Origin of the sequence: Mesorhizobium sp. B4-1-4 (genome assembly GCF_006439395.2) — a bacterium.
Classification (GTDB): domain Bacteria; phylum Pseudomonadota; class Alphaproteobacteria; order Rhizobiales; family Rhizobiaceae; genus Mesorhizobium.
On the sequence record NZ_CP083950.1, the window covers coordinates 1951055 to 1974644 of the forward strand.

Here is a 23590-nt window from a genome sequence, read left to right on the forward strand (position 1 = left end):
AGAAGGCCGGATTCGTTCCCGGCCCAAGCGCCTATGCCGTGCATATGGCTGAGTTCGCCTCGAAATGCAAGGGCAGCATGTTGCAGCGCAGCAAAAACGATCGAAAAGCGGCGCTTGCGCTGTCCCACGGGCATCATTACCACAAACGCAGCTTCCGATTTTGGGGACTACGCAATGAAGGACGTGCTGAAGGAACTCGAGCGGCGCCGCGACATTGCCCGCATGGGCGGCGGCCAAGCGCGCATCGATGCCCAGCACAAGAAGGGCAAGCTCACCGCGCGCGAACGCATCGAGGTGTTTCTCGACGAGGGCTCGTTCGAGGAGTTCGATATGTATGTCGAGCATCGCTCGACCGATTTCGGCATGGAAAAGACCAAGATCGCCGGCGATGGCGTCGTCACCGGCTGGGGCACGGTCAACGGCCGCCCGATCTACCTCTTCGCCAAGGATTTCACCGTGTTCGGCGGCTCGCTGTCGGAAGCGCATGCCGAGAAGGTCATCAAGGTGCAGGAGATGGCGTTGCGCAACCGGGCGCCGATCATCGGCCTCTATGATGCCGGCGGCGCCCGCATCCAGGAAGGCGTCGCGGCCCTTGGCGGTTATGCAGAGATCTTCCAGCGCAATGTGCTCGCGTCGGGCGTCATCCCCCAGATTTCGGTGATCATGGGTCCGTGCGCCGGCGGTGACGTCTATTCGCCCGCCATGACCGACTTCATCTTCATGGTGCGTGATACCTCCTACATGTTCGTCACCGGTCCGGATGTGGTCAAGACTGTCACCAACGAGACGGTGACGGCCGAGAGCCTCGGCGGTGCCTCGGTGCACACGACGAAATCCTCGATCGCCGACGGCGCCTATGACAATGATGTCGAGGCGCTGCTGCAAATGCGCCGGCTGGTCGACCTGTTGCCTGGGTCCAACACATCGGAACTCCCCGAGATCGAATGCTACCAGTCGGTTACCGACCATGATCTGTCGCTCGACCGGCTGATCCCCGACAACGCCAATAAGCCATACGACATCAAGGAGTTGATCTTGAAGGTGGCCGACGAGGGCGATTTCTTCGAGATCCAGCAGAGTTTCGCGAAGAACATCGTCACCGGATTCGGACGGGTCGAGGGCCGCACCGTGGGCTTCGTCGCCAACCAGCCGATGGTGCTGGCCGGCGTGCTCGATTCCGATGCCAGCCGCAAGGCGGCGCGCTTCGTGCGTTTTTGCGATTGTTTTTCCATTCCGATCGTCACCTTCGTCGATGTTCCGGGTTTCCTGCCGGGCACCGCGCAGGAATATGGCGGGCTGATCAAGCATGGCGCCAAACTGCTGTTCGCCTATGCGGAGGCGACCGTGCCGAAGATCACCGTCATCACCAGAAAAGCCTATGGCGGCGCGTATGACGTGATGGCGTCAAAACACCTGCGCGGCGACATGAACTATGCCTGGCCGACGGCGCAGATCGCTGTCATGGGCGCCAGGGGCGCAGTCGAGATCATCTACCGCAAGGACATTGGCGACGCCGAAAAGATCGCGGCCCATACCAAGACTTACGAGGATCGTTTCCTGTCGCCCTTCGTCGCCGCCGAACGCGGCTATGTCGACGAGGTGATCATGCCGCATTCGACCCGCCGCCGCGTGGCGCGCGCGCTTCGCATGCTGCGCAACAAGGACATGCAGAACCCCTGGAAGAAGCACGACAACATTCCGTTGTGAGCGGATTGTCGCCGGGGCGCCATAAGCGCCATTGATCAGAGCACGCCTCGGGCGGCGACCAGTTCGTGCAATACCGGTACCATTGCCTGTGGCAAATCCTCGGCGATCAGGCCCGGCCCGAACCGGCTGCCGGCCTCGGCATGGATCCAGACCGCCGCGCAGGCCGCTTCGAACGCCGGCATGCCTTGCGCCAGCAGCCCGGCGATGATGCCCGACAGCACGTCGCCTGATCCGGCGGTGGCAAGCCAGGCCGCGCCGTTGGCATTGATCGCCGCCCTGCCATCGGGCGCGGCGATCACTGTGTCGGCGCCCTTATACACGATGACGGCATTGGCAAGTTTCGCAGATGCGCGCGCCTTGTCCAGCTTGGACGAGCCATTGTCACCGGCGATGCCTGGAAACAGCCGGGCGAACTCCCCTTCGTGCGGCGTCATCACCAGGGCCGGCGGGTTATGTCGGCGAGCGGCTTCGAACAGGACGTCGGGCGCCTCGCGAAACGAGGTGATCGCGTCGGCATCGAACACGAGACCATCGATCTGTGCGGAAGCATCCTTTGCCTGGCCGGGGGCGAGGAGCGTGAGCCCAAAGGTCCGTGTCTTTTCGCCGACCCCAAAACCGGGCCCGAGGACGAAGGCCGACGGCCGGCGCTCCGCGACAAACGCCTTGATATCGGCGGCCTCATCGGCCTTGCGCAGCATGATCGAAGTCAGATGGGCGGCATTGACCTGCATGGCATTGCCAGGCGACAGCACGGTCACCGCCCCTGCTCCGCTTCGGGCCGCGGCAAGCGCCGACAGCCGCGCCGCCCCAGTAGCGTTCGGGCCGCCGGAAAAGACACCGGCATGGCCGCGCTTGTATTTGTGGGCGTCGACAGCCGGCACCGGGAAATCGTCCAACCAATGTGCTGGCGTGTTCTCCAAGGTGCGGGGTTGTAGGCGTGAAATGATATCGTCGCCGATGCCGATATCGGCGAGCACGATCTCGCCGCAACGTCCGCGTCCCGGCAGCAACAAATGGCCGGGCTTCTTGCGCGCGAACGTCACGGTCACGGCGGCGGTAAATGCCACGCCCAGCACTTTGCCGCTGTCGCCCGAAACGCCTGAAGGCAGATCGACCGCGACAACCGGCAAATGCCTGTTGGTAGCGATATCGACCGCCCTGGCGGCATCACCGGACAGCGGCTTGGACAGCCCTGCCCCGTAAAGCGCGTCGACCACGATCGAGCCGGGCTGGGCTTCAAAGCCAGACAGCGGCCGGCGCGCGACCGGACACTCGGCCGCGGCCAGCGCCGCGTCGCTTCGCGGCCTCGGCGCACCGGATGCCCAGACTGTCGTGGCGACGCCGCTGCCAGCCAGGATGCGGGCGACGACGTAGCCGTCGCCGCCATTGTTGCCAGGCCCGCAAAGCACATGGACGTGCGCCGCCTGGGGATAGCGGCTGAAGACCTCGGCCGCGACGGCTTCGCCGGCACGGCGCATGAGGCCGATGCCGTCGACTGGACCTGCGGCAATCGTCAGCCGGTCCGCCTCGCCCATCTCTGCGGAAGTAAGAAGTTCATCGCTCATGGATTGCCGATCCGCATTCGATCAAGCATTGTCCAGTTTTCGAGCCGAAGCAAACGAAGAGGGAGTTTTTACCAGCTGCGGCTAAGTCGCTGGACGAGCATCAAGGCGCAAAACTGCACGCGGGATGGGCGATCTGCCTAAGTTTTGTGCGGACGCGGGCGCTGGCACTGTGTAGGCCTCGGCAGCCCATGCCGTATTCCGTGCATCGTATGACGCGAAATTGCATCCCGGCGCGGCATGGCTTCGAAATCGTATGAGACCGCTGCGAATCCAGCTATCTGGCACAGTTCGTGCTTGATGGGAGCGCAAGCGGGGGCTCACAACCCGTTTTTTTGGCAGTGGAGGCCACTTTCTACATGAAAAAGATCGAAGCGATCATCAAGCCATTCAAGCTGGACGAAGTGAAGGAAGCGCTTCAGGAGGCCGGACTGCAAGGCATCACCGTGACCGAGGCCAAGGGTTTCGGCCGCCAGAAAGGTCACACCGAACTCTATCGCGGCGCCGAATATGTCGTCGACTTCCTGCCCAAGGTGAAGATCGAGGTCGTCCTCGGCGACGATGCCGTCGAAGGCGCCATCGAGGCCATCCGCAGGGCGGCCCAGACCGGCCGCATCGGCGACGGCAAGATCTTCGTCTCCAACATCGAGGAAGTCGTGCGCATCCGCACCGGCGAAACCGGCATGGACGCCGTCTGAGGCGGCCATTCTCCCCAAAACGTCATCATCAAAAAACGTCATCACACAGGGATACATGACATGACGACAGCCAAAGACATCATGAAGCAGATCAAGGATAACGACGTGAAATTCGTCGACCTGCGCTTCACAGACCCGAAGGGCAAGCTGCAACACGTGACGATGGATGTCATCGAGGTCGAGGAAGACATGTTCGCTGACGGCGTCATGTTCGACGGCTCCTCGATTGCCGGCTGGAAGGCCATCAACGAGTCCGACATGGTGCTGATGCCCGATCCGGAGACGGTCCACATGGATCCGTTCTTCGCGCAGTCCACCATGGTCATCCTGTGCGACATCCTCGATCCGGTTTCGGGCGAGTCCTACAACCGCGATCCGCGCGGCACGGCCAAGAAGGCCGAAGCTTACATGAAGTCGGAAGGCATCGGCGACACCATCTATGTCGGGCCGGAAGCCGAGTTCTTCGTGTTCGATGACGTCAAGTACAAGGCCGATCCCTACAACACCGGTTTCCGGCTCGATTCCACCGAACTGCCGTCGAACGACGACACCGACTACGAAACCGGAAACCTCGGCCACCGCCCGCGCATCAAGGGCGGCTATTTCCCGGTGCCGCCGATCGATTCGGCGCAAGACATGCGCTCCGAGATGTTGACCGTGCTCGCCGAAATGGGCGTGCGTGTCGAAAAGCATCACCATGAGGTGGCCGCCGCGCAGCACGAACTCGGCATCAAGTTCGACACGCTTGTTCGTAACGCCGACAAGATGCTGATCTACAAATACGTCGTGCACCAGGTCGCCAATGCCTACGGCAAGACGGCCACCTTCATGCCGAAGCCGATTTTCGGCGACAACGGCTCGGGCATGCACGTCCACCAGTCGATCTGGAAGGGCGGCAAGCCGACCTTCGCCGGCAATGAGTATGCCGGCCTGTCGGAAAGTTGCCTGTTCTACATCGGTGGCATCATCAAGCACGCCAAGGCGATCAACGCCTTCACAAACCCGCTGACCAACTCCTACAAACGCCTGGTGCCGGGCTATGAAGCGCCCGTCCTGCTCGCTTATTCGGCGCGCAACCGCTCGGCCTCCTGCCGCATCCCGTTCGGCTCGTCGCCGAAGTCGAAGCGCGTCGAGGTCCGCTTCCCCGATCCGGGCGCGAACCCTTACCTCGCTTTCGCCGCCATGCTGATGGCCGGCCTCGACGGCATCAAGAACAAGATCCATCCCGGCCAGCCTATGGACAAGGATCTTTACGACCTGCCGCCGAAGGAATTGAAGAAGATCCCGACCGTCTGCGGTTCGCTGCGTGAAGCCCTGCAGAGCCTCGACAAGGACCGCGGCTTCCTGAAGGCCGGCGGCGTCTTCGACGACGACCAGATCGACAGCTACATCGAGCTGAAGATGGCCGAAGTGATGCGCTTCGAAATGACCCCGCATCCGGTCGAGTACGATATGTACTACTCGGTCTAAGATCCCCTGGGATAGCGTTAAAAAGCCCTTGAAGGACGTCCTCCTTCAAGGGCTTTTTGCTGCCCTGGTTTCGCCAATGCGAAAGGGCCAGCCATGCGCCAGCGCTCGACTGCTTTCGGTTCAGGGATGGATTGCCCTTGCCCAGGCAATAGCTGGCGGCGGAGGATGAAAATCAGGATCGGGACGAGGCTGATGCAGCTGCGTTCGCAAACGGCTTTGAACGTCATGAAAACGCCAGGAGCGAGCGGCGCACTGCCTCAGGCTGCAATGCCCGCTCGTCCGGCGCCCCCGCCGATGCCGTCGTTCAAGAAACCCCGCCCCGTTCGAACAGCATCACTTTGGCGCAACCCCAAGGCCATGAATACGCATGCCGCGGCGCAATCTGTCAACGCCGCCAACCGGAGGCATAACCGCCGATTTCGGTGTATGAACCACAGCTTATATAAGAGCCTTTCAGTGGGCAGGCGCCGCATAACCGGCGGTTTTCCGGGCTTTTTGAGCGATTTACGAGCTTGCCGATCGGAGCCACGGTACCCTCATGTGAGCCGGGGTGGGCCGGCACGACGGTTTCGAGCCGCCCCTTTTCAACCTGACTTTTTTTGGGTGTATTCGCTCCGCCAGGCCGGCGCAGAAAAAAGAACCCCGGTAAAGGCCTCGGTCGGCGGAGGCACCGGCATGAACTGCTATGCCTTCAAAGGCGGCTCCGGCACCGCCTCGCGGATCGTCGACTACGGCCATCGCTCCTACACGGTCGGCGTCTTTTTGCAGGCCAATTTCGGCTCACGCCAAGAACTCACCATCGCCGGCGTGCCGCTCGGCGAGCAGCTGGGTGATGACAACCCGATGGAGTCTTATTTTCGCGGCGGCCCGACGGGCGCCGGTTCCTGCATCGGCATCATGGCTACCGACACGCCGCTTTTGCCCGGTCAATGCAAGGCGCTGGCCCGACGCGTGCCGCTCGGCCTGGCGCGGACCGGCACCGCCGGCTCGCATTTCTCCGGCGACATTTTCCTAGCCTTCTCGACCGCTAACCGCGACGCGCTCAACGGCCGCTTCCCGCAGGGACCGGCCACCGAGCAGAGCTATGGGCACATGGATTTCATCCCTTGGGGCCGGATGGACGATTTTTACACGGCCGTGGTGCAGGCGACCGAGGAAGCGGTGCCCAACGCGCTCGTCGCCAACAGCGACATGATTGGCCGCGACGGCAACCGCAGCCCTGCCCTGCCGCATGCGAAGGTGGTGGCGGCACTCAAGGCGCGCGGGGCTGTTACCGGCTAAGATCAGCTGGCGGACTCACTTTCCACAAGCATCACGACAAAAAGCCCCGGCGTTCCACCGAGGCTTTTTATCGTCGATTTATCGAGGCGGGCACGTTCACGGCCCGCGTCGCGAAAACAATTCAGGCAGCGGCCGAAACCGACGCGTCGGTCGCAACTTCCGAAATTGTCTTCAGGACCTGGGAGGCGATCTGGTAGGGGTCGCCCTGGGAGTTCGGACGACGGTCTTCCAGATAGCCCTTGTAGTCATTCTTGATGAAGGAGTGCGGCACGCGGATCGAGGCGCCACGGTCGGCGACGCCATAGCTGAACTTGTTCCACGGCGCGGTCTCGTGCTTGCCGGTCAGGCGCTTGTCGTTGTCGGGGCCATAGACGGCGATGTGGTCCACCAGGTTCTTGTCGAACTGCGCCATCAGCGCCTCGAAATAGGCCTTGCCGCCGACTTCGCGCATGTACTTGGTCGAGAAGTTGCAGTGCATGCCCGAGCCGTTCCAGTCGGTATCGCCGAGCGGTTTGCAGTGGAACTCGATGTCGATACCGTACTTTTCGGTCAGCCGCAGCAGCAGGTAGCGAGCCATCCAGATCTGGTCGGCAGCCTTCTTGGAACCCTTGCCGAAAATCTGGAATTCCCACTGGCCCTTGGCCACCTCGGCGTTGATGCCTTCATGGTTGATGCCGGCGGCGAGGCAAAGATCGAGATGCTCCTCGACGATCTGACGCGCGACGTCGCCAACGTTCTTGTAGCCGACGCCGGTGTAGTACGGGCCCTGCGGCGCGGGATAGCCGCTGTCGGGGAAGCCGAGCGGACGGCCGTCCTTGTAGAAGAAATATTCCTGCTCGAAACCGAACCAGGCCCCATCGTCGTCGAGAATGGTCGCACGGCTGTTGGACTCGTGTGGCGTCACCCCATCGGGCATCATGACTTCGCACATGACCAAAATGCCATTGGTGCGGGCCGGATCCGGGTAAAGCGCCACCGGCTTCAGCACGCAGTCGGAACTGCGGCCCTCGGCCTGCATGGTCGAGGATCCATCGAAGCCCCACAGCGGCAGCTGTTCGAGCGTCGGGAATTCGGCGAATTCCTTGACCTGCGTCTTGCCGCGAAGGTTGGGGACCGGGGTGTAACCATCGAGCCAAATGTACTCGAGCTTGTATTTCGTCATTCTAGCCTCTCGTTGCTTGATCACCGAACACTGAACGGCGTCGACTTGCGCCTGCCCTCAGCAGCCGGCCCTGCCGGATCACTAAAAAGCAATTCGTGTGCCACTCGGGTGTCGGCGAGTGCGGCAAAATGGCTGCGAGATCGCGTTGAATTTCTGAGCCGCCTCAACAAGTCGACCAATATCGATCAAAGGCCTGAAATGCACAAATAACAGGCAAATACTGATCTCTTCATAGGCATATTGCCTAAAGGACACGCAGAACCTATCTTGCAGCAAAGCTGAATCGACAAGCTCCTGCGGAAGAAGGAGAATGCCCGTGGAAGTCGCTACCTCCCGTCCGTCGGCACAAATTCTGATGTTCCCTCTGGCAGCACGCAAATCTGCTTCAAATTTAGGCGCGAAGGCCAAATTCGCGGCAGAGCTCGCATCCCTGCGGGGCACGCATGTCGATTTTGATGGATGGTACCACGAAGCGGCGATTGAAGACGAAAACCAGCGCAAGAGTTGATCCGCTTTCTTCAGGCCTCGGACATGAAAAGCCCGGCGCGATTGCTCGCGCCGGGCTTTGTTTTTTAAGCTCAACCAGTCGGCTATTGCTTGGCGTCCAAATCGGTGCCGAGCGTATCCCTGACGAAGATCATGCCGATGACCAGCGACATCGCCGCGATCACCACGGGGTACCAGAGGCCATAGTAGATGTCGCCCTTGTAGGCGCTGAGCGCGAACACGGTCGCCGGCAGCAGGCCGCCGAACCAGCCATTGCCGATGTGATAGGGCAGCGACATACCGGTGTAGCGGATACGGGTCGGGAACATCTCGACCAGGATCGCGGCGATCGGTCCGTACACCATGGTCACGAATACCACCAGGATGAACAGGATGCCGATCGTCATTGGCCAGTTCACGGCCGCCGGATCAGCGACCATGGCGAAGGCACCGCCGCCCGGAATGTTGTAGACGGTGACTTCTGGCGCGCCGGCCGCCTCGTCCTTGGTCAACAGCTTGTCGGTGACTGCCTTGTCAGTCGGAACAGTCGCCTTCTCACCGCCTCGGATGGTCGCGGCATCGAGCTTCAACTCGGGATTGGCCGCGATGAAGGCGTCGAGTTTCTGATCCACAACCTTGATTGCCGCGCGCTTCAGCGGATAGCCGCCATCCTGCAACGACATGTTGACGGCCTTGACGAAGGCAGCGTCCTTGGCCTTGGCCTGATCGCCGGCGGCGACCGCATCGTAGGACGTCACCGTCTCGTTGCCGATCTTGACCGACGCAGCCGTTCCGGCCGCGGCCGTCGGCACCACGTCGTAGGGAACCGAGTTCTTGGTCAGGAACGAAGTCGCGATGTCGCAGGACGTCGTGAACTTCGCGGTACCGACCGGATTGAACTGGAACTTGCAGTCGCCGGGTGCTGCCGTCACCGTTGCCCGCGTATTTTGCTGCGCCTTGGCGAGCGCCGGATTGGCGGCCCAGGTCAGCGCCTTGAACAGGGGGAAGGTGCAGACGATGGCAAGCGCGAGGCCGGCCATGATGATCGGCTTGCGGCCGATCTTGTCGGACAGCCACCCGAAGACGACGAAGAAGATCGAGCCGAGCGCCAGTGCAATGGCGATCATGATGTTGACCGACTGCGCGTCGACCTTCAGCACGTTCTGCAGGAAGAACAGTGCATAGAACTGCCCATTATACCAGACCACGGCCTGGCCTGCGGTAAGGCCGAGCAGCGCCAGCAGGGCGATCTTGGCGTTCTTCCACTGGCCGAAGGCTTCCGATAGCGGCGCCTTGGAGCCCTTCCCTTCGTCCTTCATCTTCTGGAAGGTTGGAGATTCGGAGAGAGACAGCCGAATCCAGATCGAAACGGCAAGCAGAACGAAGGAGACGATGAAGGGAACGCGCCAGCCCCAGGCGGCATAGCTTTCCTTGCTCAGTGATCCCTGCACGATCAGGATGACGATCAGCGACAGGAACAGGCCGAGCGTCGCCGTCGTCTGGATCCAGGACGTATAAAAGCCACGGCGATCATCGGGCGCATGCTCGGCGACATAGGTCGCCGCACCGCCATATTCGCCGCCCAGCGCCAGGCCCTGCAGCATACGCAGGACGATCAGGATCACCGGAGCCGCGATGCCCAAAGTCGCATAACCGGGTAGCAGGCCAACCAGGAAGGTCGACAGACCCATGATCGTCATGGTGACGAGGAAGGTGTATTTGCGGCCGACAAGGTCGCCGATGCGGCCGAACACGAGCGCGCCGAACGGGCGCACGAGGAAGCCGGCGGCAAAGGCCAGCAGCGCGAAGATGTTGCGGGTCGCCTCGGGAATGGTCGGGCTGAAAAAGGTCGAGCCGATGAAGGCCGCCAACGAGCCATAGAGGTAGAAATCATACCATTCGAAAACGGTGCCGAGCGAAGAGGCGAAGATGACTTTCTTCTCCTCCCGCGTCATGCCGCGGCTCGTTCCGCCGGCGGTTGATGCCATTGCCATTGAGTTATCCTCCCGTGAGACCCTTGTCCTCGATGCCGCGTGACAGCGTCCGGGTTCTCCTGCGAACGCGGACTCACGACAGCCATCACGGAAAAAATGACAGAAAGCCGGGGTCTAAGGCAGAGCGCCTTTGGGATTATGACTTTGGTATTAGGTGCGCTGCGGCAATAAACCGGCCGGTCAGACCTTGAGCGCTTCGAGAAGATTGACGGCAGCCATCATGTCCCGTTTGCGGGCCGTGCGACGCGCGACCGCTTCGGCGTCCTGCCCCCAATGCTCGATCTGCCAGTCCTCATCGACATGGCCGGCGGCCCAGGCCGCCTCACCGTCGAGCTCGCCGAAATCGACGGCGAGCGCCAGCAGCGCCGAACCGGTCAGCGAGGTCATGACGTGGATGGCGGCCAGCCGCAGCGGCTGCGCGCGCTGGGCAAGATGACTGCCCAGAACGGCGATCGTCTCGCGCGGCTGCTCGACATGGATGATTCCTTCGGCAAGGTTGAAGCGGGCGCCGAGCGCCGCACGGGCCCAGTCAATGACCGGATCCCACTGCTCGTTCTGCCGCTCGACCAGCCCTTGCGGCGCGTCGGCACGGTAGCAGAGCAGATCCGACGAGGCAAAGCGAAGTATGTCTTCCAGCACTGCCTGCGGATCGCTGGCGACCCCGTCCAAAGCGGTGTTGACGAGGCGCATCACCGGCATCGTCACCGGATTGATGGTCTCGTCCTGCGCGGCGAACTCGTCGGCCACAAGCGCTGCCGCCGCCTGCGTCGGCAGCACCAACAGCGCCTTGCCGGGCGTACGCACCGGCTTGCCGTCGAGATGGACGGCAAACCCTCCCTCCATCGGCGCAACCGAAACGGTCTTGTAGAAGCGCTTGGGCAGCGGTGTCTTCATTTGAATCTGGGCGCGACGCACCGGATCCGGATCGGAAAGATATTTGCCCGCTTCGAGGTCGTTGAGGATATCACGCATGAAATCTCTCTCTTACACCGGTGTCAGCTTGCGTGCCGGCCGGTTGACGATGATCAGGCCCGCTACAATCAAGCCAAGTGCCAGAAAAATGCGAATGGTCAGCGGCTCGTTCAAGATCAAGGCACCGCACAAGACACCAAAAACCGGCGACAGGAAAGTGAAGCTGGACAGGCCGGAGGCCGGATAGCGGCGCAGCAGCCAGAACCATAGGACATAGGTGAAAGCGACGATGTAGATCGCCTGGAAAAGCAGCGCCAATGTCGGCAGCAATGAGGGATCGCGCACCGGCGGACCGGCGAGAGGCAATACCAAAATGCCGACTATCGCCGCGCCGGCGAGCTGATAGAGCAACAGCTTCTCGGCGCTCGCTTCAACCAGTTTCGACCGTTTGATGAGGATATTGGTCAAGGCCCAGAAGAACCCGGAGCCGAGGCTCAGGAGATCACCGAACAGCATGTCGCCGCCGCCGAGCTTATCGGAAAAGACCGTGGCAAGGCCGGCGAAGGCCAATAGCAGGCCGAGGAATTTGCGCCAGGTGATCTGCTCGCCAAGCAGGACATGCCCACCCACCAGCATCCAGAACGGCATTGAGTTGACCAACAGCGTGTTGCGGGCAACGGTCGTGTGCTCCAGCCCCACGTAGAGGCAGAGGAATTCGATGCCGAAAAGCACGCCGACAGCGATACCGGCGAGCAACGTGCCATCCCGGGTGAAAAGCGCGATGCCGCGCCAGCGACACCAGAGAAAGACGAAGAAGCCGCCAATGACCGAGCGCGCGATCGCCAGGAAGACGGGATCGTAGCCGGCATAGGAGATCTTGGCGGCGACGTAGTTCAGGCCCCAGGAAAAGGTCAGGCCGACCATGATGGCAGCGGCTGCTAGATCGACCGTGTCGCGGCGGTCCAGCACGTCGGTAGCGCCACTCACAATCAGTCCTCCGCGCTCTGCTCGTCGAAACCGATCAGGTTCCAGCTCTGGCGCATGTGTGGTGGCATCGGGGCGCTGACGTCGATGACACCCTTGTCCGGATGAGGAATGATAATCCGGCGCGCATGCAGGTGCAGGCGGTTCTGAATGCCACCGGGAAAATCCCAATTGGTGTCGGCCTCGAAATATTTGGGATCACCGATGATCGGACAACCGATATAGGCCGCATGGACGCGCAACTGATGCGTGCGCCCAGTATAGGGCTCCATCTCCAGCCAGGTCATCGTCTGTGCCGCCTGCTCGATGATGCGGTAGTAGGAGACGGCGTGGTCGGCGCCCTTTTCGCCGTGTGCTGCGATGCGCACGCGGTCGCCGTCTGGCGTCGCCTCCTTGATCAGCCAGGTCGAGATCTTGTCCTCGCGCTTGGGCGGCACGCCCTTGACCAGCGCCCAATAGGTTTTCTTGGTCTCACGGGCGCGGAATGCCTCGGAGAGCTTCATCGCGGCCAGTCTCGTGCGAGCAACGACCAGCACACCCGACGTGTCGCGGTCGAGCCGGTGCACCAGCCGTGGCTTCTCGCCCTTCTGGTTGCGCCAGGCTTCCAGCATGTCGTCGACATTGCGGGTGACGCCCGAACCGCCCTGCACCGCCAGACCCGCCGGCTTGTTGAAGACAAAGACCTTCGGGTCCTCATGCAGCAGCATCTTGGCGAGCACGTCGGCATCGTCCTGGTTGCGGATCGAGTGGCCGGTGAGCGGGCTGTCGCCTTTCTTATCCACCTCGAGCGGCGGAACGCGCACCAGTTGACCAGGCTCGACGCGGGTGTCCGCCTTGACGCGACCGCCATCGACGCGGATCTGGCCGGAGCGCAGCAGTTTCTGCAGATGGCCAAAGCCAAGGCCCGGGAAATGGGTCTTGAACCAGCGATCGAGCCGCATGCCCGCCTCGCCGGCTTCCACCGTGATCTGTTCAACGCCTGCCATATTTTCTTACCTGTTTTCCGAGCGGGGCCTGGCCTGCTCTCGGCGCGCCAATAGCATTAAGGCAGGCTTCTTGCGAGCCAAAGACCCAAAAACAAGGCGATGATGGCACCAATGACGCTGGCCAGTGCATATCCAAACGCGGGCAGTGTGGCGCCCCGCTCCCAAAGCGTCGCGAAATCGAGCGAGAAAGCCGAAAAGGTGGTGAAGCCGCCGAAGATGCCGGTGGCGACAAAGAGCCTGACTTCGTTCGATCCGCCGCGGCGCGCCAGGATAGCAATGAACAGGCCCATGGCGAAGGAGCCGACGATGTTGATGGCCATCGTGCCCCAGGGATAGTTAGGGCCCACAAGGCGCAGCGCGCCCATACTGGTCAGATGGCGGATGCCGGCGCCGATGCCGCCGCCAATGACAACGAGAAGCAGATTGAACATGGCCGTCTACTGCCCCTGCGAGGGCGGCGGCGTCAATCCCTTCAGACCCGCAAGGCGTTCCGGGAATGGCACAGATGGTTGAGCGCGTCAGAAACCGTTTTTCGCGCCCGTTGTCGAGGGAGAACATGCCACCCCTGCCCGCTACTACGTCGATGATGAGGTCGGTGTGTTTCCACACCTCATATTGCGAGGCGCTGATATAGACCGGCGTTCCGCCGATCTCGCCCAGCATGACGTCGTTGTCGCCGACAATGAACTCACCGCGGGGATAGCACATTGGCGATGAGCCGTCGCAGCAGCCGCCGGACTGGTGAAACAGCACCGGTCCGGCTGCGCCAGTGGATTTTTCAGTTCAGGTTGTTTCGACCTTCTTCGGCTTGGTCGAGCCAATCATCTTCCAGTTCTTGTAGAACATCGAATTGATGCGTTCGACGCTGACCGAGACGACGGCGAGCATGCCGGCTATCAGGCGGGGAACCGGGGACGGCCTGATGATGTCCATGAACACACAGTAGCGGCGGCCGTCATATTCATTGACCGATCGATGCAGCAGCGTGTCGTCGAAAATGAACAGCGGATTGTCGTACCAGTAATTCTTGACGTTGCCGCATTCGACGAAGATCTCCGACTTCACCGGGATCAAATTATAGAGGATGCGCAGGCTGAGCCGCAGCGGGCCGAAATGCCAGGAAGTCGATTCGCGTTTGCTGAAAACGGAAACGGCGATGGTCTTGATGTATTTGAAATCCTTGTTGAACTCGGCGACGTTGTCTATCTTGTGCTTGCCGTACCACTGATAGACATACATGCCGCGCCGGCCGGCGCCGAAATTGGCGTCGATGTCGGCGATGATCTCGTCCTTGCGCGCCTTGAAAATATCAAGAACCTCATTGACCTCGCGCTGATAGTCTTCCGGAAACTGCTCCAGCTTCCACACGCCCGGATTTTTGTAGCAGAGCAGATCCACCAGCAGGTTGAACGGCGAGAGCAGCCAGGTGAACAGGCCGTTGCCAAGGAAATAGCCGCTGAACAGCGACAGATCCTTCCTGTCGTTGCGCAAGACGTCGATCAGGCCGCAAACGATGAAGATCGTCGTCAGGATGGGAATGAAATAGAAGCCAAGGGCGAGAAGCGGAATGGCGATGGCGAATTTGCGAAGGGATTTGCGAAGGGTTTTTGTCATTTTTCCACGCGCGAAGCGCGATCCTGTTGCGAGATGCCAAAATCACGGCAACGACCACCGCCCGGTCGTGCGCCTTGATAAGGTTTTTTGGGTGACCACACAACGGTCAGGGCATCGTGGCCTAGTGGCTGCCTTGTGGAGCTTGCTGGAATCAGGTCAATGCACCGCCGGCAAGCCGAGCTCGTCCCATTTGTCCCTGGCCACGGGATCGCCGACCAGAAACTCAAAGTCAATGACGCTTTCACCGTCTTGTGCGAGCTGGCATTTGAATTTCAGGTTGTACCAGTTTTTGCGGCTGCGGAAAGCCGCGCCATTCGCGGCGATCGTGGTGCCCGTGATCTTTTCCTCCGCCGTCGCATAGGGCACCACACGGTCTGGCTGAAAGTCCGCGCGCCATCGGCGAATCTGGTCCGTGGCCTCGATATCGCACAATTGCACCATGCGCTCGTCGGAAGCGAAGGTCGCAAGATCGGCGCGCGCCTGCCGGCTGCGCGGATCGGCGAGCGTCTTGCCCGACAGCATTTCTGTTGGCCGGATCATGGTCGGCGCGCTGGGCGGTTGAGGTTTGGCCGGGTTCGAAGGAGGTGGTGGCGCTGCTGCCCGCGGCTTCGGCATCGCCGGAGCAGATGGTGCGGGCGGCGGTCTGGTCGATGCCTCGAATTGTTCAGGCGTCAGGATGTCGAGGGACACACGTTCTTCCTCCAGCCGGTTCGGCCGCTTCGGCAAGGGCAACAATGCCAGTGTCGCGGCGAACAGTGTGTGCAGGACGACCGAGGTTGAAATGCCCCAGGGCGAAGCCTCGTCCCGAAGCGTGACGACCACCGGGCCACGCAAGACGGCTATTCCCGTTCCTTGCGCAGCTTCGCCCAGTAGTCGAGCCGCTTCCGGATATCGCGCTCGAAACCACGCTCCGGCGGATCATAGAAGGTCTGGCGGCCCATTTTCTCCGGAAAATAGTCCTGCCCCGAAAAGGCGTCCGGCTCGTCATGGTCGTAGCGATAGCCCGCGCCGTAATCTTCCTCTTTCATCAGCTTGGTCGGCGCGTTGAGGATGTGCTTCGGCGGCAGCAGCGAGCCATGCTGCTTGGCTGCCTGCGTGGCCGCCTTGAAGGCGGTGTAGACGGCGTTGGATTTCGGTGCGGTGGCGAGATAGACGGTGGCCTCGGCAAAGGCGAGTTCGCCCTCCGGGGAGCCAAGATAGTCATACGCGTCCTTGGCAGCGTTGGCGACGACCAGCGCCTGCGGATCGGCAAGGCCGATGTCCTCCATCGCCATGCGGACCAGACGGCGGCCGAGATAGAGCGGATCCTCGCCGGCATCGAACATGCGGGCGAGATAGTAGAGCGCGGCATCCGGATCCGAGCCGCGCACCGACTTGTGCAGCGCCGAGATCAGATTGTAATGGCCGTCCTGGCCCTTGTCGTAGATCGGCGCGCGGCGCTGGACGATGCGCTGCAACCCTTCGGGATCAAATACCTCGCCAGGCTTGGCGGCACGCCAGACTTCCTCGGCGAGGGTCAGCGATGCGCGTCCGTCGCCATCACTCATGCGGATCAGCATCGCCCGCGCCTCGTCATCGAGCGGAAGCGCCCTGCCCTCCGTTTCCTCCGCCCTCGTCATCAGCTTGGCGATGCTCTCCTCGCCGAGCGAATGGAAGACCATGACCCGCGCGCGGGATAACAGGGCCGCGTTGAGTTCAAAGGAGGGGTTTTCGGTCGTGGCGCCCACCAGAACAACTGTCCCATCCTCCATGACAGGGAGAAAGGAATCCTGCTGGGCGCGGTTGAAACGATGGATCTCGTCGACGAAGAGCAGGGTCTGACGACCGTTGGCGCGGCGCAGCTTGGCCGCCTCGAACACTTTCTTGAGATCGGCGACGCCTGAGAAGACCGCCGATATCTGCTCGAAGGCAAGGCTGGTCTCACCGGCGAGCAACCTTGCCACCGTGGTCTTGCCGGTGCCAGGCGGCCCCCAGAAGATCATCGAGCCGAGCGAACCGGAGCCGATCAGCCGGGTTAGTGCGCCATCGGGGCCGGTCAGATGCTCCTGGCCGACGACCTCGCCAAGGTTTCTCGGCCGCAGCCTGTCGGCCAGCGGCCGTCCGGGCGGCGCCTTTTCCGGTTCGTCAACGCTGAACAGATCGGCCATCTATATCTTCAGGTTGGGGCACATCTTCAGGTCGGAGCATGACCCTCGCGGGCCGAACTCAGTAACGCAACACCTGGCGCAGTATCTGCCCGCCGCGCTCGACGGTAAAGCGCCACCAGCGCGTATCCTGCTGGGCAGCCTGCGCCAGAGTTGCGGCGGTGTCGATGGTGGTGCCGTTGACCTCGCGCACGATATCGCCCGGCTGGAAGCCGAAATCAGCGGCCGGCGAATCGCGGTTGATGTCGATCACCGTCACGCCCTTGAGATCAGTGCGCAGGCCAAGCTTCTGGGCCAGCCGCGGCGACAGTTCCGCGACCTTGGCGCCCGAGAACGGGCTGCGGCCATGGAGCGTCACCTCCGAGGCTTTCGCCCCCTCCGGCGCGCGCTCCAGGGCGATGTCCATTGCCGCCTGCTTGCCCTTGTTCAGGATCGCGAAATTCGCCTTGGTGCCGATCGACAGCGTCGCCATGCGGTAGTCGAGCGCCTCGATGCTCTCGACCGGCTTGCCATTGACCTGCAGCACGACATCGCCCGGCTTCAGCCCCGCCTTGCCCGCCGGGCCCGTGGCGTCGACCGAAGACACCAATGCCCCGGTCGGCTTCTCCATGCCGAGCGATTCGGCGATCTGCGGCGTCACCGCTTCGAACTCGGCGCCGATATAGGGACGTTCGAAGAAGTCGAGCCCTGCCTTCGCGGCATCGGCGAAAGCCCGCACCATATTGGCCGGGATGGCAAAGCCGATGCCGATCGAGCCGCCGCTGCGGCTGTAAATGGCGGTGTTGATGCCGACCAACTGGCCGCCCATGTTGATCAGCGCGCCACCGGAATTGCCGGGATTGATCGCGGCGTCGGTCTGGATGAAATAGCCCGAATCCGAGACGCCGATATGGCTGCGGGCAAGCGCGGAAACGATGCCGCTGGTGGTGGTCTGGCCGACGCCGAAGGGATTGCCGATGGCCAGCACCAGATCGCCGACTTCGAGCGCGTCGGAATCGCCGATGGCGATGACCGGGAACGGCTTGTCGGCTTCGATCTTGAGCACGGCGAGATCGAGCGTCTCGTCCTTCAGCATCACCTTGCTGGTGAATTCGCGCCCGTCGGCGGTCGCCACCTTGACCTCGTCGGCATCCTTGATGACATGAAAATTGGTGACGATGACACCACTCGGATCGACCAGCACGCCCGAACCCAGCGAGGACTGCGCACGCGGCTGCGCGCGGCCGAAAAACTCCTCGAAGAACGGATCGCCTTCGAAGGGCGATGTCACCTTGGCCGTCTGCGAGGCATAGACATTGACTACGGCCGGCGCCGTCTGCTTGACCAGCGGCGCGAACGAAAGTTGCACCTCGTCGCGACCGAAAGGCACGCGCTTGTCCGGTCCTGAGGTGGCATTCTCCCCTTCAACGCCGTGCAGCAGATCGGTCAGCACGTCCGACAGGCCCGGATCGGCGGGCTTCGCGGCGTCTTCAGCCAGAGCCTGCCGGACTGCCGGTGCGGCTGCGAACACCATGAAGGCGCAGAGCAGAACTAGAGGCAGTCTTTTGGCGCGCATTCGCGAATCCTCCAAGGCAAGTTCGGGCGCATTGTCCCGACGATTGTGCAAAATGAAAGGCTAAGCTGCTGAAATCCGATTATTTTCGCGCCAGCGGACCATTATGGGAGGCTTTGGCGAGCACCAGATATGAAAAAAGGGGCCTGCGGGGCCCCTTCAATTCACTTCGCAAAGACTACGCCTTACGCGGCCGCGGCTTCCTCATTGGCGCCTTCGGCCTCGATGCGGGCGCGGTCGCCGGCGCCCTTGGCCGAGGTGTCGCGATCGACGAACTCGATGACGGCCATCGCGGCATTGTCGCCGTGACGGAAGCCCGCCTTCATGATGCGCAGGTAGCCGCCGTTGCGGGTGGCGTAGCGCGGGGCGATGATGTCGAACAGGCGCTTGACGACGCCTTCATTACCGATCTGGGCGATCACCTGACGGCGGGCATGCAAGTCGCCGCGCTTGCCGAGCGTCACCAGCTTCTCGACGATCGGACGCAGGTCCTTCGCCTTCGGCAGGGTGGTGACGATCTGCTCGTGTTCGAGCAGCGACACGGCGAGATTGGCAAACATCGACTTGCGGTGGCTGATGCTGCGGGCGAAGCGGCGGCCTTTGAAACCGTGGCGCATAGCTCTTTTCCTTCTTCAGTTGTTCAAGAGGCCACGGCCTCTGATGGTTTTCCGCATGACCGTCGGATCGAGCGGCTTACGCCGCCGATCCTTGGAATTCATGCTCAATATTGATCTTCGTAACGCTTGGCGAGGTCTTCGATGTTTTCCGGCGGCCAGTCCGGCACTTCCATGCCGAGGTGCAGGCCCATCGCCGCCAAGACTTCCTTGATCTCGTTCAGCGACTTGCGGCCGAAGTTCGGGGTGCGCAGCATCTCGGCTTCGGTCTTCTGGATGAGATCGCCGATGTAGACGATGTTGTCGTTCTTCAGACAGTTGGCCGAACGCACCGAAAGCTCCAGTTCGTCGACCTTCTTGAGCAGCGCCGGGTTGAAGGCGAGCTCGGTGACGGCTTCCGCCGCGACTTCCTTCTGCGGCTCGTCGAAGTTGACGAACAGGCCCAACTGGTCCTGCAGGATGCGGGCGGCGAAGGCCACCGCATCCTCGCCCGAGATCGAACCGTCGGTCTCGATGGTCATGGTCAGCTTGTCATAATCGAGAACCTGGCCCTCGCGGGTGTTCTCGACCTTGTAGGAGACCTTCTTGACCGGCGAATAGAGGCTGTCGACCGGGATCAGGCCGATCGGCGCGTCCTCGGCGCGGTTGCGCTCGGCCGGCACGTAGCCCTTGCCGGTGTCGACGGTGAACTCCATGCGGATCTCAGCGCCTTCGTCCAGCGTGCAGATGACGTGATCGGGGTTGAGAATCTCGACATCGCCAACCGTCTGGATGTCGCCGGCGAGAACCGCACCCGGTCCCTGCTTGCGCACGACCATGCGCTTGGGGCCATCGCCTTCCATGCGGATGGCGATTTCCTTGATGTTGAGGACGATGTCGGTCACGTCCTCGCGCACGCCGGCGATGGACGAGAATTCATGCAGAACGCCGTCGATCTGCACGGCGGTGACAGCCGCACCGCGCAGCGAAGACAGGAGCACGCGGCGCAGCGCGTTGCCGAGGGTGAGGCCGAAGCCCCGCTCGAGCGGCTCGGCGACCAGCGTGGTCAGCGTCTTCTTCTTCGACGAGAACTCGATCTTGTTCGGCTTGATCAGTTCCTGCCAATTTTTCTGGATCATGATGCTTTCCTTCCGTTGACCCGCCACCATCCAATCGTGGCGGGCGACCTGGAATGCCGCGGAGGAACGCTTTGTGAGCGTTCGCGCGGCGTTCGATACTGTTAGACGCGGCGCTTCTTGCGCGGGCGGCAGCCATTGTGCGGGATCGGCGTCACATCACGGATCGACGTGATGGTGAAGCCGGCCGCCTGCAGGGCGCGCAGGGCCGATTCACGACCGGAGCCAGGTCCGCAGACCTCGACTTCGAGCATGCGCATGCCGTGCTCCTGGGCCTTCTTGGCGACGTCCTCGGCGGCCATCTGGGCCGCGAACGGGGTCGACTTGCGCGAACCCTTGAAGCCCTGGGCACCGGCCGACGACCAAGCAATCGAATTGCCCTGCGCGTCGGTGATGGTGATCATCGTATTGTTGAAGGTCGAATTGACGTGGGCAACGCCCGACGAGATATTCTTGCGTTCGCGACGGCGAACACGAGCGGCTTCCTTGGCCATGATAGTCCTTTCAGTTGATCTCTACACCGCCGTAATGCCAGCGGCTCCACCTTCGTAAGGGAGTAGGGGAATAGGGCAGTAAGGCAGTAGGGAAATTGATTGCCCGATCCGCGGACCATTCCCTACTGCCTTACTGCCCTATTCCCTTCCCCTGATTACTTCTTCTTGCCGGCGATCGACTTGGCCGGGCCCTTGCGGGTACGCGCATTGGTGTGCGTGCGCTGGCCGCGAACCGGCAGCGAGCGGCGGTGACGCAGGCCGCGGTAGCAGCCGAGGTCCATCAGCCGCTTGATGTTCATCGACACTTCGCGGCGCAGGTCGCCCTCGACCTGATAGTCGCGGTCGATGGTTTCGCGGATCTGCAGCACTTCCGCGTCGGTCAGCTGATTGACGCGGCGCTCGGCCGGGATGCCGACCTTGTCGACGATCTCCTGGGCGAACTTCTTGCCAATGCCGTGAATGTACTGAAGCGCGATGACGACGCGCTTGTTGGTCGGAATGTTGACGCCGGCTATACGAGCCATATTCTTCTCTTCTCCATATGGGCCGGCCAACCTTCAAAAACAAGGCAGGTCCGACGCTGTCCAAATTGCCCCGCGTCCGGTGGAGGCCGGCCCTTGCGGGTGTTTCCAGTTCAAAGCAACCGCCTTGCCCTTGCGGACAAGCAAAGTTCACGCCTGATAGGAAGACGGGCCGCCATACCGCAGCGGGCCGCTCCCGTCAAGCTTAATCTTTGAATTCCCTTACCGCGCCTTCGCGGCGGCCGCGAGCACGGTTTCTATCTCGGCGGTTACCGCGTCCATGCTGGCCATGCCATCGACAGTCTTGAGCTTACCTTTGGCGTAGTAGTAGCCCGTCAGCGGAGCGGTCTTCTTGTAGTACTCCCGCAGACGCTCTTCGAACACCGCGGGGTTGTCATCCTTGCGCACTGGCTGGCCGGCGGCCTTTGCATCTTCGGCGCGCTTGACGATGCGGCCGACCAAGGCCCTGTCGTCGACAACCAGCTCGATGACCGTGTCCAGGCCGATGCCACGCTCCGAAAGCATCGATTCAACCGCATCGGCTTGCACCAGCGTGCGCGGGTAACCGTCGAGGATGAATCCCTTGGCGCAGTCGGCCTGGTCGATTCGCTCGGCAACGATGGCGTTGACGATGGCGTCGGACACCAGTTCACCGGCATCCATCACCGCCTTGGCACGCTTACCGACTTCGGTACCGGCCTGCACGGCGGCACGCAGCATGTCTCCCGTCGAAAGCTGGGGTATGCCGTGTTTTTCTACCAGTCTTTGTGCTTGTGTCCCCTTGCCCGCCCCTGGCGGCCCAAGCAAAATCAACCTCATCTGGCTTTCTTCCCCCCGCGCAGCTTCGACTTCTTGATCAGGCCTTCATACTGGTGCGCGATCAGGTGACCCTGAATCTGCGCAACCGTATCGAGCGTGACACTGACCACGATCAGAAGCGATGTGCCACCAAGGTAGAATGGTACGCCAGTCGCCGAGATCAGGAACTCCGGCAGCAGGCACACCAGCACCAGATAGATGGCGCCGACGACGGTGATGCGGGTGAGAACGTAATCGATATAATCGGCGGTGCGCTCGCCCGGACGATAGCCCGGGATGAAGCCCGAATGCTTCTTGAGCTGGTCGGCGGTGTCCTTCGGGTTGAAGACAATCGCGGTGTAGAAGAAGGCGAAGAACACGATCATCGCCGCATAGAATGCCATGTAGAGCGGCTGGCCGTGGCCAAGCGAGGCCAGGATGGTGCTCGCCCAGGCCGGCATGTTGGTCGTCTGCGAGAAGCCGGCGATGGTGGCCGGCAGCAAGAGCAGCGACGAAGCGAAGATTGGCGGAATGACGCCAGACGTGTTGAGCTTGAGCGGCAAATGCGAGGTGTCGCCCTGGAACATGCGGTTGCCGACCTGACGCTTCGGGTACTGGATCAGCAGGCGACGCTGGGCGCGCTCGAAGAACACGATGAGCGCGATGACGACGATGGCCAGAACGATGATCGCCAGGATCAGGCCGGTCGACAGGGCACCGGTGCGACCGAGTTCCAGCGTGCCGGAAATGGCATGTGGCAGGCCGGCGACGATGCCTGAGAAGATGATCAGCGAAATGCCGTTGCCGATGCCGCGCGCGGTGATCTGCTCACCAAGCCACATCAGGAACATGGTGCCGCCGACCAGCGTGACGACGGTCGAGATGCGGAAGAACATGCCGGGATCGCTGACGATGCCATTGCCGTTCTCCAGGCCCACCGAAATGCCGTAGGCCTGCACCAGCGCGAGCAGCACGGTGCCGTAGCGCGTGTACTGGTTGATGACCTTGCGGCCCTGTTCGCCTTCTTTTTTCAGCGCTTCCAGCGATGGGATGACCGACGTCATCAGCTGCATGATGATGGAGGCGGAGATGTAGGGCATGATGCCGAGCGCAAAGATCGCCATGCGCTGCACGGCACCGCCGGCGAACATGTTGAACATGCCAAGCACGCCCTTGCTCTGCGAGGAGAAGGCATGGGCGAAAGCGTCTGGATTGATACCGGGAAGCGGGATGTAGGTGCCGAGGCGATAGACGAGCAACGCGCCGATGGTGAACCAGATGCGTTTCTTCAGATCCTCCGCCTTGGCGAAGGCCGAGAAATTCAGATTCGAGGCTAGTTGTTCAGCAGCCGAAGCCATACCTGATTCTCCGCTTGGTAACGCTTGATGGCCCGTGAGGTCAGGCGGCGCGTTTCACCGAAGCTCACGAGATAAGCTCCGGGCTGTAAACATGCAAGCGGCCGCGTTGACGCGGCCGCCTAATTGAGCAGATCAAAG

Annotated in this window: 22 protein-coding genes and 1 pseudogene; 5 read left to right on the forward strand and 18 right to left on the reverse strand. The window is 61.8% G+C overall.

Annotated features, from left to right (window positions below):
- Positions 1 to 174 precede the first annotated feature (174 nt).
- Entirely contained in the window at positions 175 to 1707 is a 1533-nt protein-coding gene (locus FJW03_RS09410) for an acyl-CoA carboxylase subunit beta (protein ID WP_140766970.1), read from the forward strand.
- A gap of 35 nt (positions 1708 to 1742) precedes the next feature.
- On the opposite strand, the gene FJW03_RS09415 is transcribed toward FJW03_RS09410, so the two are convergent.
- Positions 1743 to 3272: an NAD(P)H-hydrate dehydratase gene (locus FJW03_RS09415; protein WP_140766969.1), complete on the reverse strand. Its 1530-nt coding sequence runs from the start codon at positions 3270 to 3272 to the stop codon at positions 1743 to 1745.
- A gap of 356 nt (positions 3273 to 3628) precedes the next feature.
- Between FJW03_RS09415 and FJW03_RS09420 the strand changes: the two genes are divergently transcribed.
- The 3 genes from FJW03_RS09420 (at position 3629) to FJW03_RS09430 (ending at position 6718) form a co-directional block, all read left to right on the forward strand.
- Positions 3629 to 3967, forward strand: coding sequence for a P-II family nitrogen regulator (locus tag FJW03_RS09420; RefSeq protein ID WP_140611573.1), 339 nt, complete (start codon positions 3629 to 3631; stop codon positions 3965 to 3967).
- Positions 3968 to 4027: 60 nt separating this feature from the next.
- Positions 4028 to 5437 carry a type I glutamate--ammonia ligase gene (glnA, locus tag FJW03_RS09425; protein WP_140515442.1) on the forward strand — a complete coding sequence of 470 codons (1410 nt, stop codon included), beginning with the start codon at positions 4028 to 4030 and terminating at the stop codon, positions 5435 to 5437.
- A gap of 426 nt (positions 5438 to 5863) precedes the next feature.
- A complete protein-coding gene (locus FJW03_RS09430) occupies positions 5864 to 6718 on the forward strand; it encodes a P1 family peptidase (RefSeq protein WP_226890688.1) in 855 nt (284 codons plus the stop codon).
- A gap of 121 nt (positions 6719 to 6839) precedes the next feature.
- Here FJW03_RS09430 and FJW03_RS09435 read toward each other — a convergent pair whose 3' ends face one another.
- A complete protein-coding gene (locus FJW03_RS09435) occupies positions 6840 to 7880 on the reverse strand; it encodes a glutamine synthetase beta-grasp domain-containing protein (protein ID WP_140766967.1) in 1041 nt (346 codons plus the stop codon).
- A 316-nt stretch (positions 7881 to 8196) separates the two neighbouring features.
- On the opposite strand from FJW03_RS09435, the gene FJW03_RS09440 reads away from it, so the two are divergent.
- Complete coding sequence (locus FJW03_RS09440) at positions 8197 to 8388, forward strand: DUF2735 domain-containing protein (RefSeq protein WP_140611563.1); 192 nt, start codon at positions 8197 to 8199, stop codon at positions 8386 to 8388.
- An 82-nt stretch (positions 8389 to 8470) separates the two neighbouring features.
- Here the strand turns inward: FJW03_RS09440 and FJW03_RS09445 are convergent, their stop codons facing one another.
- The 16 genes and pseudogenes from FJW03_RS09445 to secY all read right to left on the reverse strand — a co-directional run bounded on the left by FJW03_RS09445 (position 8471) and on the right by secY (position 23452).
- Positions 8471 to 10360 carry an MFS transporter gene (locus tag FJW03_RS09445; protein WP_140766966.1) on the reverse strand — a complete coding sequence of 630 codons (1890 nt, stop codon included), beginning with the start codon at positions 10358 to 10360 and terminating at the stop codon, positions 8471 to 8473.
- 180 nt (positions 10361 to 10540) lie between these two features.
- Entirely contained in the window at positions 10541 to 11332 is a 792-nt protein-coding gene (locus FJW03_RS09450; protein WP_140766965.1) for an ATP12 family chaperone protein, read from the reverse strand.
- A gap of 12 nt (positions 11333 to 11344) precedes the next feature.
- A complete protein-coding gene (locus tag FJW03_RS09455) occupies positions 11345 to 12259 on the reverse strand; it encodes a DMT family transporter (protein WP_140766964.1) in 915 nt (304 codons plus the stop codon).
- Positions 12260 to 12261: 2 nt separating this feature from the next.
- Complete coding sequence (locus FJW03_RS09460; RefSeq protein WP_140766963.1) at positions 12262 to 13242, reverse strand: RluA family pseudouridine synthase; 981 nt, start codon at positions 13240 to 13242, stop codon at positions 12262 to 12264.
- Between the two features lie 56 nt (positions 13243 to 13298).
- Complete coding sequence (gene crcB / locus FJW03_RS09465; RefSeq protein WP_140766962.1) at positions 13299 to 13673, reverse strand: fluoride efflux transporter CrcB; 375 nt, start codon at positions 13671 to 13673, stop codon at positions 13299 to 13301.
- Between the two features lie 37 nt (positions 13674 to 13710).
- A pseudogene (locus FJW03_RS09470) lies at positions 13711 to 14001 on the reverse strand (DUF779 domain-containing protein); the annotation flags it as partial.
- Between the two features lie 24 nt (positions 14002 to 14025).
- On the reverse strand, positions 14026 to 14856 hold the full coding sequence (locus FJW03_RS09475; RefSeq protein ID WP_140766961.1) for an aspartyl/asparaginyl beta-hydroxylase domain-containing protein: 831 nt from the start codon (positions 14854 to 14856) through the stop codon (positions 14026 to 14028).
- A gap of 156 nt (positions 14857 to 15012) precedes the next feature.
- A complete protein-coding gene (locus tag FJW03_RS09480; RefSeq protein ID WP_226890625.1) occupies positions 15013 to 15690 on the reverse strand; it encodes a DUF930 domain-containing protein in 678 nt (225 codons plus the stop codon).
- Positions 15691 to 15695: 5 nt separating this feature from the next.
- The gene (locus FJW03_RS09485; RefSeq protein ID WP_140611547.1) at positions 15696 to 17003 is read right to left on the reverse strand and encodes a replication-associated recombination protein A; all 1308 of its coding nucleotides are present in this window, start codon (positions 17001 to 17003) and stop codon (positions 15696 to 15698) included.
- 58 nt (positions 17004 to 17061) lie between these two features.
- The gene (locus FJW03_RS09490; protein WP_140766960.1) at positions 17062 to 18555 is read right to left on the reverse strand and encodes a DegQ family serine endoprotease; all 1494 of its coding nucleotides are present in this window, start codon (positions 18553 to 18555) and stop codon (positions 17062 to 17064) included.
- Between the two features lie 182 nt (positions 18556 to 18737).
- Positions 18738 to 19169, reverse strand: a complete 432-nt coding sequence (gene rplQ / locus FJW03_RS09495; RefSeq protein ID WP_140766959.1) for a 50S ribosomal protein L17 — start codon at positions 19167 to 19169, stop codon at positions 18738 to 18740.
- A 104-nt stretch (positions 19170 to 19273) separates the two neighbouring features.
- Entirely contained in the window at positions 19274 to 20284 is a 1011-nt protein-coding gene (locus FJW03_RS09500; protein ID WP_006205443.1) for a DNA-directed RNA polymerase subunit alpha, read from the reverse strand.
- Positions 20285 to 20385: 101 nt separating this feature from the next.
- A complete protein-coding gene (gene rpsK, locus FJW03_RS09505) occupies positions 20386 to 20775 on the reverse strand; it encodes a 30S ribosomal protein S11 (RefSeq protein WP_006205444.1) in 390 nt (129 codons plus the stop codon).
- A 155-nt stretch (positions 20776 to 20930) separates the two neighbouring features.
- The gene (gene rpsM, locus FJW03_RS09510) at positions 20931 to 21299 is read right to left on the reverse strand and encodes a 30S ribosomal protein S13 (protein ID WP_006205445.1); all 369 of its coding nucleotides are present in this window, start codon (positions 21297 to 21299) and stop codon (positions 20931 to 20933) included.
- Positions 21300 to 21518: 219 nt separating this feature from the next.
- Positions 21519 to 22115 (reverse strand): adenylate kinase, encoded by a 597-nt coding sequence (locus tag FJW03_RS09515; RefSeq protein WP_140611539.1) that lies wholly within the window; start codon positions 22113 to 22115, stop codon positions 21519 to 21521.
- Entirely contained in the window at positions 22112 to 23452 is a 1341-nt protein-coding gene (secY, locus tag FJW03_RS09520; RefSeq protein WP_140611537.1) for a preprotein translocase subunit SecY, read from the reverse strand. The genes FJW03_RS09515 and secY overlap by 4 nt, the downstream gene beginning before the upstream one ends.
- Between the last annotated feature and the right edge of the window lie 138 nt (positions 23453 to 23590).

What these genes read in the sequence shown, in the direction of transcription:
- FJW03_RS09410 (WP_140766970.1), top strand. Translation starts at nt 175, where the DNA reads ATGAAGGACGTGCTGAAGGAACTCGAGCGGCGCCGCGACATTGCCCGC.
- FJW03_RS09415 (WP_140766969.1), bottom strand. Translation starts at nt 3,272, where the DNA reads ATGAGCGATGAACTTCTTACTTCCGCAGAGATGGGCGAGGCGGACCGG.
- FJW03_RS09420 (WP_140611573.1), top strand. Translation starts at nt 3,629, where the DNA reads ATGAAAAAGATCGAAGCGATCATCAAGCCATTCAAGCTGGACGAAGTG.
- glnA (WP_140515442.1), top strand. Translation starts at nt 4,028, where the DNA reads ATGACGACAGCCAAAGACATCATGAAGCAGATCAAGGATAACGACGTG.
- FJW03_RS09430 (WP_226890688.1), top strand. Translation starts at nt 5,864, where the DNA reads ATGAACCACAGCTTATATAAGAGCCTTTCAGTGGGCAGGCGCCGCATA.
- FJW03_RS09435 (WP_140766967.1), bottom strand. Translation starts at nt 7,880, where the DNA reads ATGACGAAATACAAGCTCGAGTACATTTGGCTCGATGGTTACACCCCG.
- FJW03_RS09445 (WP_140766966.1), bottom strand. Translation starts at nt 10,360, where the DNA reads ATGGCAATGGCATCAACCGCCGGCGGAACGAGCCGCGGCATGACGCGG.
- FJW03_RS09450 (WP_140766965.1), bottom strand. Translation starts at nt 11,332, where the DNA reads ATGCGTGATATCCTCAACGACCTCGAAGCGGGCAAATATCTTTCCGAT.
- FJW03_RS09460 (WP_140766963.1), bottom strand. Translation starts at nt 13,242, where the DNA reads ATGGCAGGCGTTGAACAGATCACGGTGGAAGCCGGCGAGGCGGGCATG.
- crcB (WP_140766962.1), bottom strand. Translation starts at nt 13,673, where the DNA reads ATGTTCAATCTGCTTCTCGTTGTCATTGGCGGCGGCATCGGCGCCGGC.
- FJW03_RS09475 (WP_140766961.1), bottom strand. Translation starts at nt 14,856, where the DNA reads ATGACAAAAACCCTTCGCAAATCCCTTCGCAAATTCGCCATCGCCATT.
- FJW03_RS09485 (WP_140611547.1), bottom strand. Translation starts at nt 17,003, where the DNA reads ATGGCCGATCTGTTCAGCGTTGACGAACCGGAAAAGGCGCCGCCCGGA.
- FJW03_RS09490 (WP_140766960.1), bottom strand. Translation starts at nt 18,555, where the DNA reads ATGCGCGCCAAAAGACTGCCTCTAGTTCTGCTCTGCGCCTTCATGGTG.
- rplQ (WP_140766959.1), bottom strand. Translation starts at nt 19,169, where the DNA reads ATGCGCCACGGTTTCAAAGGCCGCCGCTTCGCCCGCAGCATCAGCCAC.
- FJW03_RS09500 (WP_006205443.1), bottom strand. Translation starts at nt 20,284, where the DNA reads ATGATCCAGAAAAATTGGCAGGAACTGATCAAGCCGAACAAGATCGAG.
- rpsK (WP_006205444.1), bottom strand. Translation starts at nt 20,775, where the DNA reads ATGGCCAAGGAAGCCGCTCGTGTTCGCCGTCGCGAACGCAAGAATATC.
- rpsM (WP_006205445.1), bottom strand. Translation starts at nt 21,299, where the DNA reads ATGGCTCGTATAGCCGGCGTCAACATTCCGACCAACAAGCGCGTCGTC.
- FJW03_RS09515 (WP_140611539.1), bottom strand. Translation starts at nt 22,115, where the DNA reads ATGAGGTTGATTTTGCTTGGGCCGCCAGGGGCGGGCAAGGGGACACAA.
- secY (WP_140611537.1), bottom strand. Translation starts at nt 23,452, where the DNA reads ATGGCTTCGGCTGCTGAACAACTAGCCTCGAATCTGAATTTCTCGGCC.